Origin of the sequence: Blautia sp. AF19-1, from assembly GCF_003479155.1 — a bacterium.
GTDB classification, from domain to species: Bacteria; Bacillota; Clostridia; order Lachnospirales; family Lachnospiraceae; genus Fusicatenibacter; species Fusicatenibacter saccharivorans.
Genome location: NZ_QUGQ01000005.1, coordinates 73,003 through 99,002 on the forward strand (window position 1 = coordinate 73,003; position 26,000 = coordinate 99,002).

Annotated in this window: 25 protein-coding genes; 6 read left to right on the top strand and 19 right to left on the bottom strand. The window is 43.9% G+C overall.

Annotated features, from left to right (window positions below; translation table 11 throughout):
- Window position 1: 1 nt before the first annotated feature.
- The 19 genes from DWX26_RS04550 to DWX26_RS04650 form a co-directional block, all read right to left on the bottom strand.
- Entirely contained in the window at window positions 2–1,009 is a 1,008-nt protein-coding gene (locus DWX26_RS04550) for a C40 family peptidase (protein WP_118437791.1), read from the bottom strand.
- On the bottom strand, window positions 1,006–3,195 hold the full coding sequence (locus tag DWX26_RS04555; protein WP_118600934.1) for a CD3337/EF1877 family mobilome membrane protein: 2,190 nt from the start codon (window positions 3,193–3,195) through the stop codon (window positions 1,006–1,008). Before DWX26_RS04555 ends, DWX26_RS04550 begins: the two co-directional genes overlap by 4 nt.
- Window positions 3,195–5,645: an ATP-binding protein gene (locus DWX26_RS04560; RefSeq protein WP_118600935.1), complete on the bottom strand. Its 2,451-nt coding sequence runs from the start codon at window positions 5,643–5,645 to the stop codon at window positions 3,195–3,197. The genes DWX26_RS04555 and DWX26_RS04560 overlap by 1 nt, the downstream gene beginning before the upstream one ends.
- Complete coding sequence (locus DWX26_RS04565) at window positions 5,623–6,021, bottom strand: conjugal transfer protein (protein ID WP_117570699.1); 399 nt, start codon at window positions 6,019–6,021, stop codon at window positions 5,623–5,625. Before DWX26_RS04565 ends, DWX26_RS04560 begins: the two co-directional genes overlap by 23 nt.
- A gap of 118 nt (window positions 6,022–6,139) precedes the next feature.
- Complete coding sequence (locus DWX26_RS04570) at window positions 6,140–6,643, bottom strand: antirestriction protein ArdA (protein ID WP_002323345.1); 504 nt, start codon at window positions 6,641–6,643, stop codon at window positions 6,140–6,142.
- A gap of 17 nt (window positions 6,644–6,660) precedes the next feature.
- Window positions 6,661–7,164 carry an antirestriction protein ArdA gene (locus tag DWX26_RS04575; RefSeq protein WP_118437794.1) on the bottom strand — a complete coding sequence of 168 codons (504 nt, stop codon included), beginning with the start codon at window positions 7,162–7,164 and terminating at the stop codon, window positions 6,661–6,663.
- Window positions 7,083–7,379 (bottom strand): conjugal transfer protein, encoded by a 297-nt coding sequence (locus tag DWX26_RS04580; protein ID WP_074038079.1) that lies wholly within the window; start codon window positions 7,377–7,379, stop codon window positions 7,083–7,085. The genes DWX26_RS04575 and DWX26_RS04580 overlap by 82 nt, the downstream gene beginning before the upstream one ends.
- A 101-nt stretch (window positions 7,380–7,480) precedes the next feature.
- On the bottom strand, window positions 7,481–7,954 hold the full coding sequence (locus DWX26_RS04585; RefSeq protein ID WP_117613851.1) for a GNAT family N-acetyltransferase: 474 nt from the start codon (window positions 7,952–7,954) through the stop codon (window positions 7,481–7,483).
- A 76-nt stretch (window positions 7,955–8,030) separates the two neighbouring features.
- The gene (locus DWX26_RS04590) at window positions 8,031–8,252 is read right to left on the bottom strand and encodes a hypothetical protein (RefSeq protein WP_003060793.1); all 222 of its coding nucleotides are present in this window, start codon (window positions 8,250–8,252) and stop codon (window positions 8,031–8,033) included.
- Window positions 8,253–8,387 (bottom strand): DUF3789 domain-containing protein, encoded by a 135-nt coding sequence (locus DWX26_RS04595; protein WP_117613852.1) that lies wholly within the window; start codon window positions 8,385–8,387, stop codon window positions 8,253–8,255.
- 12 nt (window positions 8,388–8,399) lie between these two features.
- Entirely contained in the window at window positions 8,400–9,596 is a 1,197-nt protein-coding gene (gene mobT, locus DWX26_RS04600; protein WP_118600936.1) for a MobT family relaxase, read from the bottom strand.
- 183 nt (window positions 9,597–9,779) lie between these two features.
- Window positions 9,780–11,174 carry an FtsK/SpoIIIE domain-containing protein gene (locus DWX26_RS04610; RefSeq protein ID WP_117688234.1) on the bottom strand — a complete coding sequence of 465 codons (1,395 nt, stop codon included), beginning with the start codon at window positions 11,172–11,174 and terminating at the stop codon, window positions 9,780–9,782.
- A gap of 185 nt (window positions 11,175–11,359) precedes the next feature.
- Window positions 11,360–12,016: an ABC-2 transporter permease gene (locus DWX26_RS04615; protein ID WP_117636864.1), complete on the bottom strand. Its 657-nt coding sequence runs from the start codon at window positions 12,014–12,016 to the stop codon at window positions 11,360–11,362.
- Window positions 12,016–12,879, bottom strand: coding sequence for an ABC transporter ATP-binding protein (locus DWX26_RS04620; RefSeq protein ID WP_117636865.1), 864 nt, complete (start codon window positions 12,877–12,879; stop codon window positions 12,016–12,018). Before DWX26_RS04620 ends, DWX26_RS04615 begins: the two co-directional genes overlap by 1 nt.
- 1 nt (window position 12,880) lies before the next feature.
- On the bottom strand, window positions 12,881–13,258 hold the full coding sequence (locus tag DWX26_RS04625) for a GntR family transcriptional regulator (protein WP_117636866.1): 378 nt from the start codon (window positions 13,256–13,258) through the stop codon (window positions 12,881–12,883).
- Between the two features lie 285 nt (window positions 13,259–13,543).
- On the bottom strand, window positions 13,544–13,927 hold the full coding sequence (locus tag DWX26_RS04630; RefSeq protein ID WP_117688233.1) for a YdcP family protein: 384 nt from the start codon (window positions 13,925–13,927) through the stop codon (window positions 13,544–13,546).
- A 15-nt stretch (window positions 13,928–13,942) separates the two neighbouring features.
- Entirely contained in the window at window positions 13,943–14,269 is a 327-nt protein-coding gene (locus DWX26_RS04635; protein ID WP_002606075.1) for a YdcP family protein, read from the bottom strand.
- 238 nt (window positions 14,270–14,507) lie between these two features.
- Window positions 14,508–17,561, bottom strand: a complete 3,054-nt coding sequence (locus tag DWX26_RS04645; protein ID WP_118600937.1) for an SrtB-anchored collagen-binding adhesin — start codon at window positions 17,559–17,561, stop codon at window positions 14,508–14,510.
- A 309-nt stretch (window positions 17,562–17,870) separates the two neighbouring features.
- On the bottom strand, window positions 17,871–18,746 hold the full coding sequence (locus DWX26_RS04650) for a YitT family protein (RefSeq protein WP_055267889.1): 876 nt from the start codon (window positions 18,744–18,746) through the stop codon (window positions 17,871–17,873).
- Window positions 18,747–19,040: 294 nt separating this feature from the next.
- On the opposite strand from DWX26_RS04650, the gene DWX26_RS04655 reads away from it, so the two are divergent.
- From DWX26_RS04655 to DWX26_RS04680, 6 genes are all read left to right on the top strand, one after another.
- Window positions 19,041–20,087 carry a M42 family metallopeptidase gene (locus DWX26_RS04655; RefSeq protein WP_117509152.1) on the top strand — a complete coding sequence of 349 codons (1,047 nt, stop codon included), beginning with the start codon at window positions 19,041–19,043 and terminating at the stop codon, window positions 20,085–20,087.
- 25 nt (window positions 20,088–20,112) lie between these two features.
- A complete protein-coding gene (locus tag DWX26_RS04660; protein WP_118594425.1) occupies window positions 20,113–21,978 on the top strand; it encodes a TIGR03960 family B12-binding radical SAM protein in 1,866 nt (621 codons plus the stop codon).
- Complete coding sequence (locus DWX26_RS04665; protein WP_117508951.1) at window positions 21,962–22,669, top strand: TIGR03936 family radical SAM-associated protein; 708 nt, start codon at window positions 21,962–21,964, stop codon at window positions 22,667–22,669. Before DWX26_RS04660 ends, DWX26_RS04665 begins: the two co-directional genes overlap by 17 nt.
- Complete coding sequence (locus tag DWX26_RS04670) at window positions 22,662–23,861, top strand: ribonuclease E/G (RefSeq protein ID WP_118600938.1); 1,200 nt, start codon at window positions 22,662–22,664, stop codon at window positions 23,859–23,861. The genes DWX26_RS04665 and DWX26_RS04670 overlap by 8 nt, the downstream gene beginning before the upstream one ends.
- Window positions 23,862–23,888: 27 nt before the next feature.
- On the top strand, window positions 23,889–24,899 hold the full coding sequence (locus DWX26_RS04675) for a type II CAAX endopeptidase family protein (RefSeq protein WP_055267901.1): 1,011 nt from the start codon (window positions 23,889–23,891) through the stop codon (window positions 24,897–24,899).
- 156 nt (window positions 24,900–25,055) lie between these two features.
- On the top strand, window positions 25,056–25,931 hold the full coding sequence (locus DWX26_RS04680; protein WP_055267903.1) for a DegV family protein: 876 nt from the start codon (window positions 25,056–25,058) through the stop codon (window positions 25,929–25,931).
- The last annotated feature ends 69 nt before the right edge of the window (window positions 25,932–26,000 follow it).

Sequence of the window (26,000 nt, forward strand, 5' to 3'; positions counted from 1 at the left end):
TCTATTGTTTTACTCGTCCTGCACCGATTAAGTGCTGTTGCCAATAACTACTATTTAAGTCTGCATATCCTATCGGATTGCCTGCATGGTACATCTGGTTATTTCCCACATAGATACCGACGTGGGTTACATACGAACCAGCGTTATAGGTAGAATGGAAAAAGACCAAGTCCCCAGCTTTTGCCTGCGAAAGTGGCAAATGTTGGGTTGCGTCATACTGGGCTTGTGCCGTTCTCGGTAAGGAGATACCCGCTTTTCCATAGCACCATTGCGTCAGTCCCGAACAGTCAAAGGAAGTGTTGGGATTGCTACCGCCATACACATATTTCCAGCCTTGATATTTCAACGCTTCATTCATTACCTTTTGTGCCAGTTCTCCCGACACCTGCGGAACAGTTAAATACTGATTGACTAATTCCACATAGAACATATTTCCATAGCCATACCGCCAGCCCCCATTCTTCGCAACGGCTATCGGGTTCGTATAGGTTACTTTCTTTCCACCCGATTTCTCACGAGCGAAGCTCTCTGCAAGATTGTATGTATGTTTCTTTCCTTTTCCTGCCACATATCCCACATAGCCACCGCCATAGTTATAGGACTGTATCGCTACATTCAAATCGTCGATACCTTGATTTTTGCAGGAAGAAAGCAGGGACGCAAAATACTTACACCCCTGCTTGATTGAGCTTTCCGTATCTAAGGAATTAGGCGGTAAACCAAGACTTTCCGAACTCTGCATAACATCTTCTGCCGTACCGCCACTTTCTACTTGAATGATAGCCAGCAACACATTGACATACTCAGAAATGCCGTATTCTCTGGCGTACTTTTCCACCATAGGCTGATGTTTCAAGACTTCTGCGGATAAGTTCATACCCGTAATGCCAGAAGAAAAATTGCTGTTTTCGTCGTCGCTGTCTGCACTAATGAGGACACCAAAGAAAAGCACCAGAGAAAAGAGGATAGGAAACAGACTGCTAATGAAAGCAATATGTTTCAGTTTCATTTTTTCTTTTGTCCTTTCTTCGTTACAAGGTTACGTTTTTTCTCTGTGGTCTGCTGGTTCTTTTGGACGGTCTGCGTCTGCTGAACCTTTATCCTGCGGTCTTTGGTGTAATTCTGTCGTGTTTCCTGCGATACCACTTTTTCTACATTCTGCCTATGTACTGGCTGTGCAGACTGGGTCGCTTTCCTATCAGAAGCACCAGAAGATAACGGACGCTCTTTGATAACATTTGTCTTGACTGGTTCACTTGCTTTTGAAGTGGTCGCTGTGGCAGGGCGTTTGACTTCCTGCATTTTTTCCGCACTCGGCTTTGAAGCTGTGGCTGGTCGCTCATGGGGACGGGTAGCTCCCGTTGTCGCTGATCCGTCAGACTTTCGCTGTGCCTGCCTTGCTTCTTGTGCCTTTTGAAGCTTCATACGCTTGTCAGCGATATTCTGTCTATGCTGTTCCTGCTTTTCCAAACGCCCCGTCTGTCTGGACTGCTGTTCCTGCACCATGCCACGCTTGAAGTCGGACACGCTGGACTTTGCCTTTTCCTTTGCGGAATACACCGCATAAGCGGTCTGTGTCGGCATATCCTTGATGTTTTCTTTGACAGCATTTGCCTTGTCTTTCACTTTATTTTTCGTATCTAAGACAGCCCCCACCTTTGAACCTGCACGCTGTCCCATGCTGGAAGTGGTATTGCCCCGATTTTCTTTAGAAGCCGTATTTTTTCTTTCGGCTCTCTTGCCAGCAACGGCACTTCCAGCCACCGCACCAGCAACACCGCCAGCAGTAACCGCACCAGCAAGCCGTCTTTCCATACGCCTAGCCCTATGTGCCAAGTATAGATACGGTCTGCGGAAAATTCTTCGTCCCATACTTTGACTATCATTAGCGTTCAAAGAGAACATACTCATTAAATCGCCCAGCTTCATGTAGATACCAGCGAAACATACTATCTGCAAGAACGCTACCATAAAGAACGGATAGTCCGTGGATATGTTATAAAACATACTGGAAATGCTGAACGCCACCGTTACAATAAGCGTTATTCCTGCCCGTGTCATTATGGTATTAAACACCCTTACGATTGCCTGCTTTGCCATGCTTTCATAGCTCGGTATCATGGAAAGTAAAAAGCTGATAGGTAGAAACATTGCAAAGATAATAAAAAGTATCTGGCTAAACAACATCATGCCCGTAAGCAAGAATACAAATATCGTGATACCTAAGTTAAAGAACAAGAGGAAAAACACCATACCTAAACGGTTTACCACCTGCGGTATCGTCAGATTGTTGTTGTCGTTGTCCTCGATTTCTGTTTTCACGACTTCCTCTCTGGTTTTCCCGTCCTCGTCCTCTGGACTTGCCGATACAAGAGCTTCTACACGGTCTGTTCCGATTTCCTCTGCGTTGCTGTTCCCGAATTGTAAGAGTAACCACGGCTGTTCCACTTGAATAGAAAATAAGCTGTCCCGTATCAAGTCCACGCTGTCCTTGCCCTCGCTGTCAGAGTTGGGGAGCATGATTTTTGTTCCCAAGTCAAGTGAAGCGGTACTGATGTCTGATGAAAACTCATTTATCTTTTTGATGTAATCGGGAGCGTAGGCAATAAATGAAGCAGACAACACGAATACCACCACAAAGTTGATAACGGCGTGAAGTGCCTTGCTGGTTTCTCTTTTTATCAGTCCCGTATAGGCAACATAAAGTCCCACCACTAAGATAATGAGAAGCAGAAAACCGATATAGAAGCCCGTAGAAGAAAAGCCGTTCTGTGTTACGCCTGCAAGAGTCTGTATGCTTTTTCCGATACTGTCTGCCATATCGTTAATGAAATCAAGTTTATAGGCTTCCTGCACCACATAGCCCGTGGCATTGCTTAAATAAAGGCTTATCGTCCAGACAAAGTTGGTAATACAGTAAAGCCCGTACTGTACCGATTTTCCAATCCCGTCCAGCCAGTTCCACGGAAGCCACGACCAGCTATTATCTACATAAAAATCAAGCTGGTAATTCGACAACGGATATTTTGAATACAGATTTTCTGCGTTTATGGTATCGTCCACAAGCCCCGTTGCATGAGCTACCGTCCCCAGAAGTGAAAGCAGGATAAGGGAGAGTGCCACCACGAACAGAGGCATTTTGAGAAAGTGGAAAATCTTCTTTTTTGTGAACGCACCTTTTACCCTTTCTTTCATCACTCCACCTCATTTCTCTGTACGGGCGGTCTGGTATCAAAGGCGTGTAGCAGTTCTTCAAAGACTGGGTGTATCTGCACCACACCGACACGCCCGTATAAGTCCTGCAATAAGCATTGTCCGTTCTCCAAATCACGCAAGCGTTTCTGGTTGTTTTCGTCGTCCTTGTCGATACCGAAAAATTCTAAGGTCTGTTTTATCTCGTTGATGTCAGTAGAACGGAAAGCAAATTTTAAGCCGATATTATTTTTCAGACTTTCCTTTGACACGTCGCCAGAAGATTGTGTAACGAAATAAACGCCTGCCTGCATAGCTCGTCCAGCACGAACCAGCTTGTTAGAGAGCGTTTCTCCTTGTGCCACATTTAAGAACGCCCACGCTTCGTCCAAATCGACAATCTTAAAAATACTTCTGTCCGAATGGATAAAATCAAGGGCAAAGGTACTAATCACAATCAGCATAGACACCGACAATAATTCAATGGTCGTGTATTCCTCAAAAGTGGTATCTTTATCTGGCAACACAAGGTCGGCTACTTGAATGATATTGAGCTGATTATCTAAACTGATTGCATTTTCCACCGTACCGTCTGAAAACAGCAGGTGTGCAAAGTCGTAGTCCGTGAAGCTGTCGATATGGTCTGCGATATTTCTTGATATGGGTGTATCTTCACGGCGTAGCTCGTCTATCACATGGAGCAAACCTCGACTGTCGCTCTGGGTAACGGAACGTACCGCTTTTCGTAACACGGGGAATTTTTCGCCGTCCCTAGAGGAAATACCCGTAAGGAATGTCAAGATGTCGATTGCCAGACTTTCAGCGTCTTTTACATTCTTCATAATCACGAATGGGTCAAGAAGTCCTGCATTGTCCTTGTCGCTGGTAAGATTTACGATATTGATTTCATGGGCGATTTCTGGAAGTGTTTCTTTCCAGTTGCCACGCTCTGATTTTGGGTCTAAGATAACCGCTTGTCCCCCAAAGAGAACCGAATAATACACCAGAAGATTGTTGCAGAACGATTTACCACCGCCAAGCGAACCGACAAAAGCAGAAGCAAGGGCGTTGGTAACTGTTCCTTTTACACCCTGCGAAGCTAAAGACGGTTGCAGGTACACATTTCTTCCCGTATCAACGGAATAGCCCATATAGATACCCATAGTTTCCCCTAACTGCTGGGTAGCACCAAACCCAAGCCCTGCCAGGAAGTCTGATTTTACATACTGCACATAATCATTGATATATCGCTTGCTGGCTGGAAGAAATTCAGAATGAAGCCCCAGCATATCCCCAGCAGGACGCACCAGCTTTACATTGAGGTCGTCGTAAAAGTCCTTGACTTCATCACAACGGCGTTTCAGCTCGTCAAGATCGGGTGCAGACACCCGAATAACGTAGCTTAACTTATACATACTTTCTTTACTCTGGTCTAAGTCTGTTTCCAGCTCGTCCACGCTGTCTAAAGCGTCCACCACATTTGAACTGGTTTCACTTCCAGCTTGATAGGCGTGATTGTCAAGGTCTTTCAATTCCTTTTTCTTATTGCGGACGGTTGTTAATGCTTTTCGATTTTCTACGATTTCTACATTCATAGAAGTATCAACGGGAAAGGTAAATTGCTGTTGCTGGAAATAGAAGATTTCACTTGACGGAAAATCAAGCTCGCCGACAATCGCATTGACGGTAAAATAAGACACATAGCTTTCCTTGTCCTCATGTTCCAAGCGTAAATATCGCTGGCTTTCTTCAATCACACACCTTGTCGGACGGATAAGGTCGTAGTATTTTATCAGCGTTTCTTTGTTCAATTTCCTCTTTGGTAGCTGATACTCATAATCTTCATAGGCGATACCGTCCCTGCCGTAAAGATGTTCCATGAGATACCCAAAATCATTGATTTCCAAGCGACGCACCTTAAAGCGACGGGAGATTTTATTTTCCAGTAGCTTTTCCATTTTCATGTAACGGTTGATTTCATCATTCGGCATGGAAACAAAGTCATTCATCAGCGTGTGGTTTACTTCATGGAGAAATTCCTTGAACGTCAGCCACGCCGATTTTTTGATGTTCTTCAGATTGAGCTGTTCTTCCGTAACCATGAGCTTAAAGCCAAGAAAAAAGCGGTAGTCCACTTGATTGTCCCCAATCATTGATACTAACGCTTCGGTCTGTTCGTCTATCTTCTGGCAAGCGATTTCCTTTAATTTTCCCGTAACCAGCTTTTTTGACTGCTCCTGCATACTTCGGATTGAGCTTTCCGTAGCAATCTGCAAGGCATGAATTTTACCCTCACGGGACTGTGCGATTAGCTGGCGAAAGCTGTCATGCACGATATACTTTTCTTCTGCGGATAGGAAAGAATAGTTGTACGGTATCAGCTCATAGTAAGCGAACACCTCATTGTCCTTGTTCCAGACAAGGTTATTGTCAATATATTTTATCGGGAACATACTTCACACTCCTTACTGCCGTGATTGTTTCATTCAAGGTCTGCTTATGCAGTTTTACGGCTTTTCCTGCATAAGTGATTTTCGGTCGCAGGGCATAGGTTATCTGTGATTTCAAAAAGCTGTACGGCTTCTTTCCGTCAAAGGTTTTCTGCGACATGAACCAAGTGAGAGCAACGGGAATACCAAAGTATTTGAGAAATGCTCCCTCAATCATGGAAAGTGGGGGCATATCCCCAAACAGAATGATGATAAATTCTGTAATCACAAACCATGTAATCTGTGTAAAGGTAACGGGAAAAGGCAGGTTAAAGTCATTGATTGCATACAAGACTTTTTCCACGTTCCAGATACCCGTATAAGATTTAATCTTTTTCAAGTTCTTTCAGCTCCTTTCGTAAGTTCTTCAAAGAGAAAAGGACAGCCATGTTTCAGACTGTCCCTTAAAGAGAAATACGCTGTCAGTAGCAACAATGCTTGTTGCTGATCTTCCAGCGTTAATATGGTATCTCGCACATACCTCGGCTTGTTTCAATAAAGCAACCGCCCATATCCAAATCTCGCCCGTAGGCTTCATAGTCAATGTAGTTCTGCAAGCTGGGTGGAATATCCCCCAGTGCCTGCAATTCGTCTATGTAGTAGTAGGCAACGTCTGTCATGGTTTCACAGTCGGGATAATAATAAATATCGTCCTTATGTTCCACGACTTCTTCCAGCGTCCCGTAGTGGCTGATAAATTCGTCCAGACATTCTACGATATAGTCGGGAAGTTCCTCTATCATTTCATACATCTCATTGAGTTCTTCAATGGAAACATACTCGCCAATCGCAATGGGGAAGTTGTCAGTATCATGGATAGCGTATTCCTCATACTGTTCATTCAAGCCGATTTTTTCTTTTACATCTTCCTCGTCAATGGGAAATGTAAACCAAGCACCGACTAAATAGCCCTCATTGTATTTGCCAAGATTAGCGATATAAACCGCCATATCATCAATCATAAGCACCACCTCATTTCCTACTCTGGCAGTTCAAAGATACCGTGTTCCGTTACTAAAAATTTCCCGTGTTCCTGCAAGTGAGAAGCGTAGGCTTCAAAGTCAAAGTAATATTCTTGACAGTCCTCGGATAAATGCTTAAATGTCGGGTCGTTCATCAGCTTTTGCCTTGCAACATCTATCATGCTTTTGCAGTCTGGATAAACGGTAATCACGTTCCTGCAAATATAAAGTGCTTCTAAATTCTCAAACACCGTAAGTAGTGATACATATTCTTCCTGCATATCACTTGAAAGCTGGCGGTACATAAAATCTAATTCGTTGAGCTGATACACGCTTGTATGTTCGTGAACTTCATCAGCAAAAGGCAACACCTTTTCGATAATACAGTAATCCCCACTTTCTGCACCGACACCTAACTTTTCTTCAAACTCGGCAACATCTATCGGCAGGTCGAACCAGTATGATATTGTTTCTTCGTCAGTTGTTCCTCTCGTTTCCACCAGTACCCTTGTTTCCTGCATTGTTCCTCACGTCCTTTCTGTTGGTTCATCACATCTTTTAAGTTCTGGTATGAGATACCAAACACATATTTAGAAAAATCTTCTAACTGTCTTTCTTCATAGTCGGCAGGGTTCAGCCGTTTCATTTCATGCCACACCTTACGCTTGTAAGAGGGCAGGTCGGAAATGTATTCACAGCCGACTTTTGCCTGCATATCCTTAAAAATATCGTTCATTTCATCACTCCAATCTGAAATTTTAGGTAAGAAAAAAGCAGTCAATCCTAAGACTAACTGCTTTGTGTGTATGGATATGAAATTGTAAACTAGATTATCTGTTATAGAGTTGCGGTCATAATATATTCTTCGCTATTTTCATCAACAACAAGAAAACCTGCTTTCTTATACATTTTTACTGCATAATTATTTTTTTGAACAGATAAGGAAATTTTTGAATATCCAAAAGATTTTTCCATTGACAATAACTGTTGCAATAATGAAGTTCCAATCCCTTGTCCTCTATACTTTTGAAAAACAGACATAGCAAGGGACGGTGTATCATTGTCAATGTGTCCGTAATCGTTCATTATTCGTACCCAAATAGCACCCACGACATTTCCTTGAACTTCCGCAACTAAAGCCCTATCATCTTTTCGCTTTCCAAATTCAAAAACATATTCTTGTAATTCTGGACAGTTAATTATTGATTTAGGTGGTGGCTCAACACCGTCTGGAATATAAATTGCTTCATACAAAAAGTCATTGAGTAAAACATATTCTTCTTTTTTTATTTCCCGTATGACATAATCCATAGCTTAACTCCAAATCTATTTTATCTTTTTTCATACCCCAATTATACCATTCACATATAAGCATTACAACAAAATTTTAAGCACCGATAATTTTATTGAACAGCTCTAACAGTACATCTTTCACACCGCCAGCATTGAATACCAAGCCGACAGCAATTAAGGCAACTACCAAGAAGCCGATAAGTTTGGAAAACTCACGCTTGAAACCTAAGTAGATACCGATAACCACGATCGACATAAGCACCAAGCTCTGTGCGTTTGATAAAAACCATTGATATAAATTTTGACCGAAATTCATTTAATTGTCCTCGCTTTCTTTTAATTTCATCATTTCACAGTCAGCTTCCTTGCCGACTGATACAATACACATCATGACTACTCCGATACCCATTCCCACAGATACCAGCAATAAGTCTTTCAACAATTCCCACATTCTTTATCACTCCTAACTTTCCACCAAATCTTTTGCAGGGGTCGTCTGCTGTTTGATTATCATTTCATGCTTTTCTGTGAGTTTTGCCTGCTGTTCGATTGTTTCCATGTAGTCTGTACCGTTTCCCTTATCAATCTTTTTCAGCATTTTCAAGGTTGGTGCTACCTGCCTTTGTACCCAACGCAATGTACGGTCTAAGGTATAAGGCTCTGGCTTTGTCGTCAGCTTCAAACTCTGTCTGTTATCGCCGATAAACCAAGCCCAGCGGTCATTGAGTTTCCAGTCATTTTTTCGCTTGTCTGGTTCTTCATCAACAAACCGCACATACTGGTTGATGATAGAAAAGGCGGTCTGCTCTGCGTCATAATAGGTCAGCAAATCTCGTACTGCATAATAGGCACGTTCATTTCTAAGCCGTATCTCAAAACGGTTGATAATGTCGGCTTCTTCAAGCGGTGTCCCTAACTTGACGTACTGCTCATAGTCCTTTTCATAGATACAAAAATACACATCTGATTTCAGCGAACCAAGATAAAGGGTACGTCCCATATATTCTCTGTCGTCCTCTCTGTGCTTGATAAGCTCGCCCGACTGATAAAACTTATAGCTTCTGGACTTTCCGATATATTCCCGTTTCCTGCATTTTTCCGCAAGCTCTGGAATATCTAAAATGCCCGTATGGTCGTTGATAGCAAGGTCGATACGTTTCATCACGCCCCCGTCTATGAGTGCGTCCATGAGGAAGTCATACCAGCTTCTTTGCTGTGCCAGCAGGTAACTTTCAAACTGCCTGCAACCTCGCCCCTTTAACTCTAAAAGGACACCTTTTTCTTCGTCAGCCGACGTATAGATAAAGATGTCCCCTAAAGAATAATGCTCCGTATAACTGTAATGTCCGTAATCTTCATGGAGCATATAATTGATATTCAGTTTTAATATATCTTTGATGATGTGCTGTATATCCAGCGTGGGAAAACGAATTTTCACATAATCAAACAGCATGGTAAGCGGTACTTCTGGATTGAACCTTGCCAGTTCCTTATGCAGAGTTTCCAGAAGTTCCTTTGACGGCTTCATTTTTCCGCTTTCTATCTTGTTGAGATATTCTCTTGTGATACCAGAAGCCACCGCCAGTCTGCCTTGCGAGATACCGTAAGCAACCCGTTTCTCCCGTAATTCTTTTATCCATTGTTCTTCATTCAGAACCATACCCCCAATCTGTAAAGTGTGAAGTTTTTTTAAGCGACTTCACAACTGAATTTTGCTAGGAAATCATACCAGAAGCCTTATGTTTCCTATGTTTTTTGTCTATTGTCTATTTGCAAACGTACCCCTCTGTTAGATACCGAGGGGTTTTACCTGCTGGCGTGGCTGACGCCACACCAGCAACGGCTAGTCCGTGCCGTCGCCTTTCGCTTCGCACGTCGCCGTCCCGTCCTGCCTTGCTTGTGCAAGGGAGCCGATAGTCTGCAAAAAATCATGTCCTTTCGGGACTAAAGGTGTGTAAAATTCACTGATGACGCTTGTTCCCACATCACAGTAACCACGACCTTTGATACGCTTCTGGAAAAACTGTTTCTTCACGTCAGAACCAAACAGCATACCGTAACCAAGCTCACTGATACGCCCCAGTCCTACACGAAAGTTGAAGTTATCCCTTATCCCGTCCGAGAAATACTTTGCGTCTGGTCTTTGACAAGCGACGATAAGGAAATATCCAGCCTGCCGTCCCAGCATGACGATTCTCTTTAATTGGCTAAGTAGGCTCGTGCTTTCCTTTACCCCCAACATTTCAAAGAACGCCACATATTCGTCAAAGATTAAAAAGCAGGGCGGTAAACCAAGATAGGCGTAGTTTTCGCCCGTCTTATAATTCGGGTGTCGCTTCATTTCCTCACTTCGCTGTACCATGCCCTCATAAAAGGAATTGACACAATCTATCATTTCTTCTTTGGTATGGTAGACATTCGGCATGACTGTTCCTAAATCCGCAAGGTCGGCGTTCTTTGGGTCTAAAATGTAAAGAATAGCGTCTGTATGCAGTAAGGCTTCAATGAGCGTCAGCAGAAAATAAGTTTTACCGCCACCAGTCCCACCAGCGATAAGGGCGTGAGGGAGTGCGTCATATTCCCAAACAAGATTTTTCATCAATCTAAGACAGCCGTTTTCTGCCCGTACTTCATCAATGGTAATGCGGTTTGCTATCATATCATAAAGCAGGGTATATTCGATATAGCCGTCATGCAGGGTCTTGTCGGTCAGCTCGCAATACAAGCCACTTTCCAGCTTATCTTCTAACCGTAAAAGCTGGTCTTGATATTTCCCCAGCGTGATTTCACAGCGGATATGAAGCAGTCCTTTTTCCATTTGATAATAAATCTTTGGAAACCAGACGATTTTTTCCCTTGATCTGCTTTGCAGGTCAGTAAAAAAACCGCTGTCTTGTACCGTATCGGCTTCATACCACTTATTTTCCAGTATCATTCTTGCCAATTTTTGACGGTGCAGGAGCTTCTTGAAACTGTCGTAACAGAAGCGGTAATACAGAAAAGCGACCAATGCACAAACACCAGTCGCTATCAGTATGGTTATGAAGTTGTAAGGGGAGAGCGTCAAGCCGTTTTCTAACAAGCTGAAATGCTCCCAATCGGTACGCATGAGCTGTTTGATATTCAGTAGTAAAAAAACCGCCACAAATACAAACAGAAGCGTCCCTATGGAAAAATGATAGACAAGGTGCTTGTCGCTGGCTCTGATACGGTGTCCTTTGTTCCAAATCTTACGCATAAAGCAATCACTCCTTTCCGAATACGAAAAAAGCTCACACAAAATATATAGTTTGTATGAGCTAAGACATAAGATATTTATAAAAGTAACACGTATTTTATTATTAAATAATTCTTTGATTTAATTAAATTATTCTACATCCAATATCCCTTAAAAGTATTCTCCTCAATCAAAAGAAAGTCTATTCAAAATTCTTTTGAAGAAAAAATAAATGCCGATAATAAATAGGAGCATACATACGAAATGCTGGTAATAATCGCAATTACAATTAAACTTATATAATATGTTGTATCAGACACATTTCCAGCAATAAATGTATTTATTAAAAGACTTATTCCAACAATAACAGCAACAGAAACAACCAAACTTATGATTGCAGTAATTTCAATTTTTTCCACGCCCAAAAAATAATGGAGTGGATAAAAAAATGAACCAATAAAAATCGCCAAGATACCACCGCCTAAAATAAGTGTAACCGCATCTCGAAAGCCATAATAAAAATACTGATTGCCGTGTATGATGACTGTAAGAAACATGAAGAATGTAACGATTGCCATTCCACCTATACACCAACACAAGTGAATGATATAGTAACTTTTAACAATATCGTTTCTCCTAACTGGCAATGAAATCTTGTATTTATCCCATTTGGATAAAGTTTCTTTTCTCATACATAAAACAACCAATAACAAAAGTATCGGTGTAATAGATAGAGAATAAATACTTAATAAGGAAGCACTACCCGTGATTGAAACAATAATTCCCAATATAATAGCAAGAGGGAATAAAAGTTTTAGATTTTCAATTACCCCTATAAAATTGTTTTTCAAAAGTCCTTTCATCAATTTTCCCCCTTTACTAACAACAACATAATTTCATCAATCGTTGTATGGTCAATAATAATTTTTGGATATTTTCTTCTAGCTTTTTCAATATCAGAAACCAAAACATCTATCTGATAATCTCTTTTACGATAAACCAGTATATCTTCTGTATCCAAAGATAAAAAATTCTTATCAGAACATCTCAAAATTGCATAATTGTAAATGAGCTTATCTTTTGTTTCAGTAAGAATAATCTTGCCTTTATGGATAAAAGTAATATAATCAGCAATTCTCTCTAAGTCGCTAGTAATATGAGAAGATAAAAGTATTGAATGATTTTCATTTTCTACAAACTCTAAAAAAATGTCTAATATTTCCTCACGCATTACAGGGTCTAATCCGCTGGTTGCTTCGTCAAGAATAAGCAAGTTCGGGTGGTGAGATAATGCAACAGCGATTGCTAGTTTCATTGTCATACCTTTAGAGTATTTTGAAATTTTTTGATTACTATTTAAGGAAAATTTTTCTAAATATTTATTAAACAAAGTAATATCCCATTGTTTATAAATTCCTGCCATAATATTTGATAGTTGTTTTGCCGACAGATAATTCGGAAAATTATCGCCGTCATATACTACACCTATATTTTCTCGGATATGTATATCATTGTCATTCATTTCTTTTCCAAAAATCTCTATCGACCCTTTGTCTTTTTTGAGAGTATTTAAAATACATCCGATTGTTGTTGTTTTCCCTGCACCATTTTCTCCCACAAAGCCCATAACTGTACCAGTTGGCAAATCAAATGTAACATTATCTAAAGCAAACTCTGAACTGTCATATTCTTTACAGACATTTGATAATTTTAAAGCATACTCCATATTATTCATCCTCCATGTAAAAAAGTGTTAGTAATTCTTGTAGTTTAGAAAGTGAAATATTGTTTGTACGTCCGATTTCTGCGGCAATTTGCAAATGTTCTTCTGCTATGCGTTGTTGTTCTTCTTGATAAAATTCTTTGTTTTGAGCAGATACAAAACTGCCTCTGCCTATTGTAGTTTCAATAAAACCATCACGCTGTAAATCTTCATAAGCCTTTTGAACTGTGATTACACTTACATGAAGCGACTTTGCCAAAGCTCTCATTGAGGGAAGACTATCTCCGGCTGTCAATTCTTCGCTCATTATCATTGCCTTAATTTGAGAAGTTATCTGTTCATATATAGGCTTATTAGCATTATTGCTAATAATAATTTCCATATCTCACCTCATTTTAAAATGTACTTTTTGTATAAGTACATTTTAAACACTTTTACAGATTTGTCAAGAAGAATTTATACTTCTCAAATTTGTGCTAACATTCTTATTTGATATTTTAGCGTGTAAATCTTAATTGAAATACACGCTTTATCATCATTTATCTAACAATTTTCCAATTACCACCCTAATATATTACAAACTCATACTAGAAGAAATATATTGCTTACATATTAGACTCCATAAAGTAAAATTCAATTTTCCTTACAAAAACATAAAAAAATGGTGTTACTTTTTCGGTTGTCCCTGCGGTGTATGGTTCTGTGGACTGCCTGCGTTCTGGTTGCCTTTATTCTTCAACACAATATCCTCTGCCTTTACATACCAGTCCACATCTGCACCCGTATAGGTCTTTTTTGATACCGTATCGGCTACGGGATTGACAAGTTCCACGACTGCATTGTAAGGAAATTCCCTTAACGGTACTTCTGGCGGTACAGACACGGGGATAATTCCACCGTGCAGACTGCATTTCAAATCATAGATACGCTTTTTAAGCTGGGTACTCGGTGTTCCGTCCTCATTCTGCAAGAACACATCACGCACCGCTGTAAATTTTAATTCTCCAAATGTTTTCTCTTTGTCAATAACAAAACCGTTTGATAATCTCATAAATTCTTCACTCCTTTACTTTTCTTCAACTGCTACAATATCATCAGCAACTAACACATAATCGGTATGTCCCATATCCCCGATTGCGTAACCTCTGCCGTATAACTTCGGATTGACAAGTTTTACTTTCTGCTCATACTTGAAATGCTTTTCGCCAGCCTGCACGGGAATTTCTACCACAACATTTTCGCCTTTCTGTACGTCAGAATAAAGGTTATAGCTTCGTCTGGCTAAGACCCTGCGGTTATTTTTATCTCTTTCAAAGACTGGCTCGCTTTCGCCTGCAAATTCAAGAGTTCCAAAAGACTGTGCCATATCTGGCACGACATATTTCATTTCCATAGTGTTTTACCTCGTTTCTTTCTATACTTGATAAGTTCTTTGATTGTGATTGCTTATTCTGGCGGTTCGGGAAGTACCAGCAATCCCACCGATAGTAAAGGGTAAAATCAATGCTTACGCACCCTTGACTATCCGTGTTCTTGCAGGTTGTTAGCAGACAAGCCAGAATAAGCGGAAGTCTGCCGTTTGACAGCTTCGGCGGAGAGCGTGATTTTTCTTTCATCATACCGTTACCGCCTTATGATTTCTTCATTTTACGGCGTTTGTAGAAGAAGATACCTGCCAGCCCAGCACCAGAAGTCATAAGAAGTGCAAGCAGTCCGTAAAGGCTGGTATTATCGCCCGTTTTGGGACTGTCGCTAGGTCTGTTTGGCTTTTCTGGTGTCTGTGGTGTTTCGGGTTTCTCTGGTTCTTCTGGGACTTCTGGTTTTTCCTTAAAGGTAATCGTCTGTCCCTCGTCGTCAATGTCCTTATGCTCGGTAACTTTCTTCGGTTCGTCTGGATTGCTCAAATCGTACAATTCTTCAAAAGTTACAATCTGTTTGCCGTCAAGAGAAGTAGCGTCAAACGTAAAAGCAACTTCCACTTTCATAGTTTCGCTGTCAGCAGTAAACGTATAATCACTTTCCACACGCTTTCCATTGATAAGAAGTTCTGCATTTTCTTCTTTCAACATCTGCCAGCCCACAAGTTTGTACTGTGTACCGACTTCTAAGCCCTCTAAGGTTACGGTATCAATGATTGTAACGTCTTTTCCTGCTTCAATCTCTTTGTTGCCGTCCTTATCGGTAGCAGTCGTATGAATTTTGATGATACGCTCTGTGATAAGTACCGTCTGCCCGTCGTCCTCAATGTCCTTGTGTTCCGCAACTTTTACGGGTTCGTCTGGATTGCTTAAATCATACAATTCTTCAAAGGTAACAAGGTTTTTGCCACCTAAAGCAGACGCATTGAACGTATAGGAAATTTCCACTTTCATTTCCTCATCATCAGCGACAAAGGTATAATCGTTTTCTACACGTTTCCCGTCAATAAGAAGTTCGGCGTTTTCTTCCTTTAACATCTGCCAGCCTTTTAACTGGTATTTTGTGCCTTTTGTAAGTCCGTCCAATTTGACCGTATCAACGATTGTTACCTCTTTTCCTGCAAGGATAGTCTTTTCGCCGTCCTTGCTGGTCGCTGTGGTATGGATAGAGATTTCTTTTTCGTATTCATCAGTCAGCGTTCCTAAATCAACCACAAGGTTATTTCTTGATACCATGATTTCAAACGGTGGGATAAGTTCAAAGCCTTTGTTGCTGTCAGAGCGTAATTCCTCAATGATGTAAGTATCATAAGGCAATGCCCCTTTGCTGTCATCTGGTTCAGAAGTTCCAAACCACACGCCGTCCTCGCTTGTTTTGCCTGCGTTGGTATTGTGCTTATGAGAAGCCCAGTCAGCAGAAGTAGAGAACTGCCCGTTATCATCAGTTACCACCACATGACTTTCTCCCGTCGTCTTGCTTGTGATCCTAAAGGGAACATTAGCAAGACGCTTGTGTGTGCTTGCACCGATTTTTACTCCCTCAATATCTCCACGCTTAATCTGATTGTAGATAGAGTGGGCTTCGTCGGTTAAATCTACGATTTTTCCATTTTCTGTGATTGTAAAATCAATCGGTTTTGCACCGTCAGTTAAGTAACCGTCGGGAGCTTCACTTTCAACGATACGGAATTTTCCATAAGGTAAAAGGTCAGAAGAAGTAGAAGCGACACCCTCAATATCTGTACGAATTGTCTTTACCACTTCATTTTTCTTGTATAGCTTGCCCTCAACCAAAACAGAATTATCATTTAAGGAAATGATGTCAAAGGCAGTATCTTTCAAAGTGGCACTTCCTTGTGGTTTGGTATCGCCCGTTTCTAAATCTCGTTTCTGAATTTTGACACCGCCACGGATAACCTTGTCTGATACGGAAAACTGGTTACTTCCAGATAATACGGCAAGGTCGCCGTCCTCGCTAATCTGTGTAAGGTATAAGCCCTTTATCTGTTCGGACTTATCGCCAGCCTGCATATATGCACCCTCTAACAAGTAGCCGTTTGGAGCTTTTGTTTCTTCTATGGTTAGTGTCCCAAGTGGAAGAACGGCTTTTCCGTCTTGTATATAGAAGCTGTCGCCAGACACCTTGTATGCGTCCGCTAATTTTGTGATGTAATGAGTTGTCCCGTAGCTGTCTGTTTCAGCGATTGTCTTTGTAACCCATGTTCGAGTAGCTTCGGCAGGGAGATTGTCTTTGTTATAGAAGCCAGCATAATACTTCCATGTAAATTCCGCACCTGCTAAAGAAGCGTTCCCTTGCGGATTGTCTTTCTTTGTTTCCATATCTATCTTGAAAAGCTCAATCAAAGTGTCCGTTACTTTTGGCGTATCAGATACGTTCAAAGTCGCTGTCTTTCCAGCTTCAATCTTTAAGGAATATACAGTTTTATCTACTTTATATCCTGCTGGTGCGGATAATTCCTTGATATAGACTGTGCCTGCTTTTACCTCTACAACATCTGTATTTCCGTTTTCATCAGTCGTAAGGGTGGCAAGCTGTTTTGTGCAGTCCTTATTAGCAAAGACACCATAGGTTGTACCAGAAATAGAGTAATTCCCGTTACCGTCTGTAATGCTGGTATTACTGGAAGTCTTTTGAAGTTTCGCATTTCCGACATTCAGTTTCGCCCAGAATTGTCCCAATTCCTGCCCCTCGCCAGAGTAGATATAACCGCCACATTCATAGCGTCCTTTATTTTCTTTGACAAAGGCTCTTGCACCAGAGAAAACTTCGTCCTGCGTAGCCTTTGGAATTTCATCATAAGAAGCTCGCACGTTATCACATTGCCAGCCAAGATGTACGCTCAATCTCTGCCAGACTACAAGCTGTCTTAAAAGGTAAGCGTGATTTTTGCTTATTCCGCTGTGACTGTCTGTGTACTGTTTTACACATTCGATAGATAAGGCAACGTCGCTTATCTGGTCGATACTCATGCGTGAGCTTGCGTCAGCTCTGGTCTTGTAACCATTCTTAAAGTCTGTGTTAATGTCAATACAGTAAGCGTCCTCGCTCTCAACGGTTAAATGTCCCTCATTAAAGGTAGAACCAATCGAACCGTCATTCATTACTTTTTCAACGATACCGACACGCTCTTTTGACTCCGTCCAGTATTGCTTGCTTTCTGCATGAACGGGTGTAGTCGGTAAAGCAGTAACGACAGTTGCAAGAGCTAAGAAGCCCGTACACAATCGTTTCAATGTCTTTTTCATAAATCTAATGCTCCTTTCATTCGGGTAATAAAATAGCCGTCCAATAAGAACGGCTGAAAATAGAAAAGGAACGTCATGTTAGGCGTTCCATAGTCTATAAGTTATTCAATTTTTTCTTGTTTCAATACTGATGTGCTGTACCATATCTTTGCATATCTAGGAAAACTTGCGTATCAAGGCTCATTCGTTAGTAGTAAATAAGTAGTAAATTGATGTGTTTATTTCCTTGAAAATGCTGATAGATACTGTGTTTTAGCGGATAATCAGATTTTTATTGTGTTTTTGCGTGAAAAATATGGTTTGAATCGATCAGATATAACTCATGAAGCCTTTTCCGATAATTTCGCTGCTCTTTGTGATCGCAATAAACGCGGTCGGCTCGGTATCATGAATAAACCGCTGAAGATAGACGGCCTGCTTGACATCCACAACCGTGAGAATGACTGTCCGCTGCTGGTCGGAGTAAGCGCCGACGGCGTCGTAAAGGGTTGCGCTGTGATTGAGATCCTTTGTGATGAAATCGCAGATCGGCTGCGGATTGTTGGAGATAATCGTAAAAAATTTATTCAGCTTCATCCGCTCAATCGTTTTGTCAATCAGCAGTGTTTTCGCTATCAGACCGAGAACCGAACAAAGTCCGGTTAAGGTATCGAAAATCAGGAAAGCAAGGATGACAACGATGAGGTCGGTCACCAGCAGGGCAGTGGAAATATTCATTGTAGAATATTTTTTAATAATCATGGCGATGATGTCTGTGCCGCCGCCGGAGGCATTCTCAAAAAACAGCAGTGCTGCCGCCAGTGCCGGAAGAATAATGGCAAAGCAGAGCTCCAGCATGATCTCATCGGTAAGCGGATGTGCCATCGGAAACAGCTTTTCAAAAATGTTCAGAAGAACCGAGGAAAGCACGGTCACGTAGGCTGTCTTGACGCCGAAGTTCCGCCCCAGCACAGCAAAACCAACCAGCAGAAGCAGCAGGTTGATAAAAAGGTTGATCTGTGAGGCAGTGAACGGAAGAAACCGGCAGATGACAACGGCCATACCGGATACACCGCCGAAAGAAAAATTATTGGGGAATTTAAAAACATAAATTCCAATGTCCATGATCAGAACAGCTGCGGTAATGACAGCATATTCTTTTAACGTTTGTAATGCAGGCTGCGATGCCTGTTCTTTTGTGTCCATTTTTTTGCTCCTTTATTTGAATTTGAGGCGACCTTTATTTTATTATAGAAGAAACTTTTTTGAATAACAGCTAATAATGTATCCCCCTCTTCAAACATAGCATGGCATATGGTAGTTTGTCCAGTTACATTTTCCTTATTTCCATTTTTCCGTTTTCCGATGGTTGTATCCAATTTATTTCTGTGGTATGATGAAGGGCAGGATCTTTTTTCGGAAAGAAAAAAATCTGCAGTTTCTGTTTCAAAATGTTTCGAAAAAAGAAGAAAAAACAGAAACAAAAATGGAGGAAGAAACATGAAAAATACAAAGGTTTATGTTGATTTTATAACAGAGAAACTGAAAAAACTGCTCTCCATCGACAGCCCGACCGGCTACACGAAAGATGCCATTGCATGGCTGAAAGCAGAGTACGAAGCGATGGGCTATGCGCCGGTGATCACCACAAAGGGCGGCCTTCTGGTGCAGCTTGCCAAAGGCTGTGAAGGAAACGGCGGTGTCCTTGTGGAGACACATACCGATACGCTCGGCGGCATGGTAGCGGAAGTGAAAGGAAACGGCCGTCTTCGTCTCACCGCGCTCGGCGGTATGAATCCGAACAATGCGGAGACGGAAAACTGCGTTGTCATCACAAGAGACGGAAAACGGTACGAGGGCTGCTTCCAGATGAACAACCCGTCGATCCATGTCAACGGTTCCTACGACCAGCAGGACCGCACCTACGACAATATGGAGGTCGTTCTGGATGAGATGGTCTTCTCCAAAGAGGAGACAAAAGCGCTCGGCATCGAGACCGGTGATATCGTCTGCTTTGAGACGAGAACCCGCATCACCGAGAAGGGATACATCAAGAGCCGTTTTCTCGATGATAAACTGAGCGTTGCAATCCTGCTCGGCTATGCGAAGTATTTAAAAGAAGAAAATATCACACCGTCCCGTCCGGTTTATCAGCACATCACCGTGTACGAAGAAGTCGGCCACGGCGGATCTGCTTCCGTGCCGGAGGGTGTGACGGATATCCTTTCTGTTGATATGGGCTGTGTCGGCGACGGACTGGAGTGTAAAGAGCATCAGGTATCCATCTGCGTCAAAGACAGCGGCGGCCCTTACAGCTACGATTTTACCGGTGAGCTGATTGCGGCAGCAAAAGCAAACGGAATCGACTATGCGGCGGATGTTTACCCGCACTACGGCTCTGACGTGGAGGCAACGCTCCGCGGCGGCGCAGACGCACGCCATGCCCTGATCGGCGCCGGTGTGTACGCATCCCATGGATATGAGAGAAGCCATGTGGACGGCGTGAAGAATACGCTGGAACTGCTTGCGGCGTATCTGGACAAATAAAAATAAGAACAAGTGAGAGAATTGCATGAGAAAATTAGCATTGCCAGAAGAAGTGCTGCTCCAGATTGAGCAGCCTGCGCGATACATTGGAAATGAATTCAACAGTGTCGTAAAAGACAAAGAGAAAGTAGCCCTGCGCGGCGCATTCCTGTTCCCGGATGTGTATGAGATCGGTATGTCCCACCTTGGCATCCAGATCCTGTACGATATGTTCAACAAACGCGAGGACATGTGGTGCGAGCGAGTTTATTCCCCATGGCCGGATCTGGACCGCGTGATGCGTGAACAGAACATTCCGCTGTTCGGCCTGGAATCCCAGGAGTCGGTGAAAAACGAGGATTTCCTGTTCATCACCCTGCAGTATGAGATGTGTTATACAAACGTTCTGCAGGCGCTCGACCTTGCCGGAATCCCGCTGCATGCGGTGGAGCGTACCGGCGAGGACCCGATCGTCATCGGCGGCGGCCCGTGTACGTACAACCCGGAGCCGATCGCTCCGTTCTTCGACCTGTTTTACATCGGAGAGGGTGAGGTTGTGTACGACCAGCTTTTCGACACGTATCTGGAAAATAAAAAGAACGGCGGAACCCGTCTGGATTTTCTGAAAAAGGCATGCCAGATCCCGGGCATTTACGTACCGCAGTTTTATGAAGTAACGTACCACGAGGACGGAACCGTTGCAGCCTTTACGCCGTCCATCCCGGAAGCGCCGGAAAAGATCAAAAAACAGCTCGTCATGGATATGACCGAGGCAACGTATCCGGAGAAACCGGTCGTGCCGTTTATCAAGGCAACACAGGACCGTGTCGTTCTGGAGATCCAGCGCGGCTGTATCCGCGGCTGCCGTTTCTGCCAGGCGGGTATGGTGTACCGTCCGACAAGAGAGCGCGATGTGGAGAAGTTAAAAGAACTTGCGACCCATATGCTGCGCAATACCGGCCACGATGAGATTTCGTTGAGTTCTTTGAGCTCGAGTGATTACAGCCATCTTCCGGAGCTTGTCAACTATCTGATCGACAGCTGCCCGGAAAAAGGTGTCAATATTTCCCTTCCGTCTCTTCGAATCGACGCATTTTCCCTCGATGTCATGAGCAAGGTACAGGATATCAAAAAGAGCAGCCTGACCTTCGCACCGGAGGCGGGAAGCCAGCGGATGCGGAATGTTATTAATAAAGGTCTGACCGAGGAAGTCATTCTCGACGGAGCCGGAAAAGCGTTTGAGGGCGGCTGGAATAAAGTAAAACTGTATTTCATGCTGGGCCTTCCGACCGAGACCGAGGATGATATCAAAGGAATTGCGCATCTGGCGGAAAAGATCGCAGAGCGTTACTATGAGATTCCGAAAGACCAGAGAAACGGAAAATGCCAGATTACGGCAAGCTCCTCGTTCTTTATTCCGAAGCCGTTCACTCCGTTCCAGTGGGCACCGATGAACACGGAGAGGGAGTTTCTTGACAAAGCGGCGATTGTAAAGGCAGAGGTCCGCGCACAGCTGAATCAGAAGAGCATCCGTTACATTTATCATGAGGCAGATATTTCCCTTCTGGAGGGATTCCTTGCACGCGGTGACCGGAAATGTGCCGAAGTTATTGAAAAAGCGTACAGAAAAGGTGCTATTTTCGATGCCTGGTCCGAGTATTTCCGGAAAGATGCCTGGGAAGAAGCGTTTGCAGAGACCGGCATTGACGTTTCGTTCTATGCCTGCCGTAAGCGCAGCACCGATGAGATCCTTCCGTGGGATTTCCTTGATATCGGCGTGACGAAAAAATTCCTGATCCGCGAATGGGAGCGGGCACAGCAGGAAACCGTTACCCCGAACTGTAAGATGCAGTGTTCCGGCTGCGGAGCAAAATCATTCGGAGGAGGTGTCTGCTATGAAAATCAGAATTAAGTTTGCCAAAACAGGTGTGATGAAATTTGTGGGTCATCTGGATGTGATGCGTTACTTCCAGAAAGCAATCCGCCGTGCGGAACTTCCGATCGCTTATTCCGAGGGCTTCAGCCCGCACATGCTGCTGTCGTTTGCTTCTCCGCTCGGTGTCGGCATCAGCAGCACCGGTGAATATTTCGATATGGTGCTCGCGGAAGATATGAAAACCGACGAGATTGTAAAACGTCTGAATGCGACGATGGTTGAGGGAATGGAAGTGCTTTCCGCCCGCCATGTGCCGGATGGAAAAGCAAGCAAGGCAATGTCTCTCGTAGCAGGAGCCGATTATCTCGTGCAGTTCCGCGAGGGAAAAATGCCGGAGATTGATCTGGAAACGAAAGTACCGGTGTTTTTTGCACTTCCGCAGATTGAGATCATGCGAAAGACAAAACGAAGCGAAAAGCTGACCGATATCCGCCCATGGATTTACGATATGAAAGCAAAGAAAAGCGGTGTCTGGATGCAGCTCTCCACCGGAAGTGTTTCGAACCTGAAACCGGAGCTCGTGATGGAAGCGTTCTGCAAATGGTGCGGGGTTGAACTGCCGCCGTTTGCATACACGATTCTGCGCGAGGAAGTTTACGCAGACATCGGAACGGAAGAAGAGCGAAAGCTGGTTCCGCTGGAAGCATTAGGAGAAGAAGTTGAGTAAACGAGTTGTCATTGCCCATCTGCCGTGGGAGGGAAAAGATTACCTGGTACACACGCTGGTGGAAGGAGAAAGACCGGTCGAACTGACGGCCCTCTGCAGGGAGAAGGAAACGCTGCTTGGCAATATCTATGTCGGCCGGGTGGAAAAACTGGCGCCCGGGATCCGCGGGGCATTTGTCTCGTTTGCGGAGCAGCAGAGCTGTTTTCTTGATCTGTCCCGTGTAAAAGAAGGGTATCTTCTGAAAAAAGCACCGGGAACGGAACTGCATGTCGGAGATGAAATTGTCGTGCAGATCCAGCGGGAAGCGCAGAAAACGAAGCTTCCGTCGGCGACAGCAGAACTTTCTCTTTCGGGAAGTGCCCTGGCGCTCTATTATGGAAAGCCGGAAATCTCATGCTCAGGACGCCTTCTGCCAGAGCAGAAAAAACGGTTAAAAGAACTGGGAAGCCGGATCTTTCCAGAACTTTCCGGCGGAAGCCTTCCGTTTGGTGTGATCTTCCGCACCGCATCCGCTGATGCTTCGGAAGAAGAGATCCGGCAGGAATATCTCGAGCTGTCCGAAAAACTCGCGCGGATTGTCCAGTATGGAACGATGCGGAGCCTGTACTCATGCCTGTATCGGGCATCGGATGCCGTGCCGGAGCTCGTCAAACGGTATGCACCGTCAGTTTCAGAACTTGTGACAGATGACAGAGAAACGTATGAGATCTGCAGAGAATATCTGGAGCGTCATGATTTTCACGACTGCCGCCTGACCTGGTATGAGGATCAGCTTACCACGCTGGCAAAGAAAGAAAATCTCGAATATCACGTAAAACAGGCACTCGACAAACGTGTGGAACTGCTCTCCGGCGGATTCCTCGTGATCGAACCGACCGAAGCGCTGACCGCGATCGATGTGAACAGCGGAAAGCAGCTCGGCGGACGGAAAAATACGTTTCTGTACAGCGTAAACCAGGAGGCAGCCCGCGAAATCGCCCGCCAGATCCGCCTGCGCGGGATTTCCGGTCTGATCCTGGTTGACTTTATCAACATGCCGGAAAAAGAGCAGGAGGAGCGCCTTCTCGGCTTCCTGCAGGGTCTTGTGCGGGAAGATCCCGTTCCGACCAAAGTTGTGGATATGACGGCGCTTCATCTCGTGGAACTGACGAGAAAGAAAATCCGCCGGCCGCTGGCAGAACAGATGAAATGACGGTAACCTTACAAAGGAGGAATGAATATGGAACCACAAAAGAAACCGATTCACCTCAATGAAAATGATACCCCATATCTTTACGAACCCTTTCGAAACCAGATGCCGGCAAAACGGCCGCATCCGGCGGAAAAAGAAAAGATACTGAAACCATGGCAGGGCCTGCTGGTGTTTGCCTTTCTGATGGTTCTTTTTAATCTCGCCGGAATTCCGCTGGTTCTTGCAGGCGGGATGTATGGAAATGCGCTGGACGAGATCATTGTATTCCTGATCGGATCCATTCTCGTCGTACGGGCACTTCATATTCCGTTAAAAGAAGTGTTCCCATTAAAAAAGCCGGATGGAGCCGGAATCCTCGGAACCATTCTGATGTGGTATGTGACGTACCGCGGTGTGCTTGCCCTTTTCCTTCTGATGGAATGGATTTTCCCGCAGGAATACGCAAGCCTCTCGGAATCCATGGACAGCAGTATGGCGGGCCTTTCCTATTTCGGCGAGCTGCTTGTCGTTGCGCTGACACCGGCCATCTGTGAAGAAGCACTGCACCGCGGTCTTCTGCAGTACAGCCTGCGCGGAATCAAAAAGAAATGGGTGATGCTGCTTCTGATGGGCGTTTATTTTGGCGCTTTCCACATGAGCATCGTCCGTTTTCTTCCGATGATGATGATGGGAATCGTTCTCTCGTATGTGCGGATGAAGACCGACAACATGTTTTACAGCTCGCTGTTTCATTTCGTCCATAACGCATCGACGATTGTGGCGAGCATTGCGGCAAGCTTCCTCTATATGTTCTCGCAGGGGAACGCAGCAGCAGGCAGCGGATACGCAACGGAAACGTACATCGGCATGTATCTGATCGAAGCGGCGCTGATGCCGATCGGTCTTTATATGGGAAGCCGTCTTCTGATGTACCAGCAGACAAAAAGCGAAGGATTTTTCCCGAAGGAGAGAAGAAAAAAGACCATTGCAAAAATCGTAATTCCGACCATTCTGCTGATCCTTGGCGGACTGTTTTTCCTTGGTATTGGTATGATGTAAAAAGAATCAAAAGCAGTTTGGGCAATTTTGCAGAAATGTCCAAGCCGGGTAGAAAACAGGTACGATTTATGATAGAATAACAGCAAATCAAGCGTTACACGATATTACAGAAAGGAAAAGCTGTTTCTTTAACAAGAGACAGCAGGAATAAGAACTATGGCAAGAACAGCTATTGCTACCGACAGCAACAGCGGTATTACACAGAGTCAGGCGAAAGAGCTGGGCGTTTTTGTCCTTCCGATGCCTTTCTTCATGCGCGGAAAAATCCAGTTTGAGGATATCGACCTGACACAGGAACAGTTTTACGAGATTCTGGCAGAGGATGCGGCTGTTTCCACATCTCAGCCGTCTCCGGGAGATCTGATGGATTTCTGGAACAAAATTCTCGAAGAGTACGATGACATTGTTTACATTCCGATGTCAAGCGGCCTTTCCACCTCCTGTGATACAGCGACCGTGCTGTCCGAGGACTACGAAGGAAAAGTGCAGGTTGTCAACAACCAGAGAATCTCCGTTACGCAGCAGCAGTCCGTTCTGGATGCAAAGAAAATGGCAAACCGCGGCGTGGCAGCAAAAGACATCAAAGCAATTCTGGAAGAGGATGCGCTGGATGCAAGTATCTATATTATGGTAGATACGTTAAAATACCTGAAAAAAGGCGGCCGCGTTACGCCGGCAGCAGCCATGATCGGAACCGTTTTAAATATCAAACCGGTGCTGACGATCCAGGGAGAGAAGCTTGACGCGTTTGAAAAAGCGCGCGGTGTGAAACAGGCAAAGAAAGCCATGATCAAGGCTATGAAAAAAGATATGGACAAACGCTTCGCAAAAGAGCGTGCAGCCGGCATCATGGGACTTCACATTGCCTATACCGCAAACGACAAAGAAGTAATCGATGGATGGATTGTCGAAGTAAAAGAAGCCTTCCCGGATTTTGAAGTCGATGCGCATCCGCTGTCCTTAAGCGTTGCCTGCCACATCGGACCTGGCGCACTGGCAATTGCATGTGAAAAAAAATCTGCAATTTCCTGAAAAATACTATTGACAAACAGCAGACGTGATGATATATTGTAGAAGTATGCCGCACAGAGAGGTAAAAGA

Bases quoted from the DNA above. Each gene is read 5' to 3' on its own strand.
- DWX26_RS04550 (WP_118437791.1), bottom strand. From the start codon at position 1,009: ATGAAACTGAAACATATTGCTTTCATTAGCAGTCTGTTTCCTATCCTC.
- DWX26_RS04555 (WP_118600934.1), bottom strand. From the start codon at position 3,195: ATGAAAGAAAGGGTAAAAGGTGCGTTCACAAAAAAGAAGATTTTCCAC.
- DWX26_RS04560 (WP_118600935.1), bottom strand. From the start codon at position 5,645: ATGTTCCCGATAAAATATATTGACAATAACCTTGTCTGGAACAAGGAC.
- DWX26_RS04570 (WP_002323345.1), bottom strand. From the start codon at position 6,643: ATGATTGATGATATGGCGGTTTATATCGCTAATCTTGGCAAATACAAT.
- DWX26_RS04575 (WP_118437794.1), bottom strand. From the start codon at position 7,164: ATGCAGGAAACAAGGGTACTGGTGGAAACGAGAGGAACAACTGACGAA.
- DWX26_RS04580 (WP_074038079.1), bottom strand. From the start codon at position 7,379: ATGAACGATATTTTTAAGGATATGCAGGCAAAAGTCGGCTGTGAATAC.
- DWX26_RS04585 (WP_117613851.1), bottom strand. From the start codon at position 7,954: ATGGATTATGTCATACGGGAAATAAAAAAAGAAGAATATGTTTTACTC.
- DWX26_RS04590 (WP_003060793.1), bottom strand. From the start codon at position 8,252: ATGAATTTCGGTCAAAATTTATATCAATGGTTTTTATCAAACGCACAG.
- DWX26_RS04595 (WP_117613852.1), bottom strand. From the start codon at position 8,387: ATGTGGGAATTGTTGAAAGACTTATTGCTGGTATCTGTGGGAATGGGT.
- mobT (WP_118600936.1), bottom strand. From the start codon at position 9,596: ATGGTTCTGAATGAAGAACAATGGATAAAAGAATTACGGGAGAAACGG.
- DWX26_RS04610 (WP_117688234.1), bottom strand. From the start codon at position 11,174: ATGCGTAAGATTTGGAACAAAGGACACCGTATCAGAGCCAGCGACAAG.
- DWX26_RS04615 (WP_117636864.1), bottom strand. From the start codon at position 12,016: ATGAAAGGACTTTTGAAAAACAATTTTATAGGGGTAATTGAAAATCTA.
- DWX26_RS04620 (WP_117636865.1), bottom strand. From the start codon at position 12,879: ATGGAGTATGCTTTAAAATTATCAAATGTCTGTAAAGAATATGACAGT.
- DWX26_RS04625 (WP_117636866.1), bottom strand. From the start codon at position 13,258: ATGGAAATTATTATTAGCAATAATGCTAATAAGCCTATATATGAACAG.
- DWX26_RS04630 (WP_117688233.1), bottom strand. From the start codon at position 13,927: ATGAGATTATCAAACGGTTTTGTTATTGACAAAGAGAAAACATTTGGA.
- DWX26_RS04635 (WP_002606075.1), bottom strand. From the start codon at position 14,269: ATGGAAATGAAATATGTCGTGCCAGATATGGCACAGTCTTTTGGAACT.
- DWX26_RS04645 (WP_118600937.1), bottom strand. From the start codon at position 17,561: ATGAAAAAGACATTGAAACGATTGTGTACGGGCTTCTTAGCTCTTGCA.
- DWX26_RS04650 (WP_055267889.1), bottom strand. From the start codon at position 18,746: ATGGACACAAAAGAACAGGCATCGCAGCCTGCATTACAAACGTTAAAA.
- DWX26_RS04655 (WP_117509152.1), top strand. From the start codon at position 19,041: ATGAAAAATACAAAGGTTTATGTTGATTTTATAACAGAGAAACTGAAA.
- DWX26_RS04660 (WP_118594425.1), top strand. From the start codon at position 20,113: ATGAGAAAATTAGCATTGCCAGAAGAAGTGCTGCTCCAGATTGAGCAG.
- DWX26_RS04665 (WP_117508951.1), top strand. From the start codon at position 21,962: ATGAAAATCAGAATTAAGTTTGCCAAAACAGGTGTGATGAAATTTGTG.
- DWX26_RS04675 (WP_055267901.1), top strand. From the start codon at position 23,889: ATGGAACCACAAAAGAAACCGATTCACCTCAATGAAAATGATACCCCA.
- DWX26_RS04680 (WP_055267903.1), top strand. From the start codon at position 25,056: ATGGCAAGAACAGCTATTGCTACCGACAGCAACAGCGGTATTACACAG.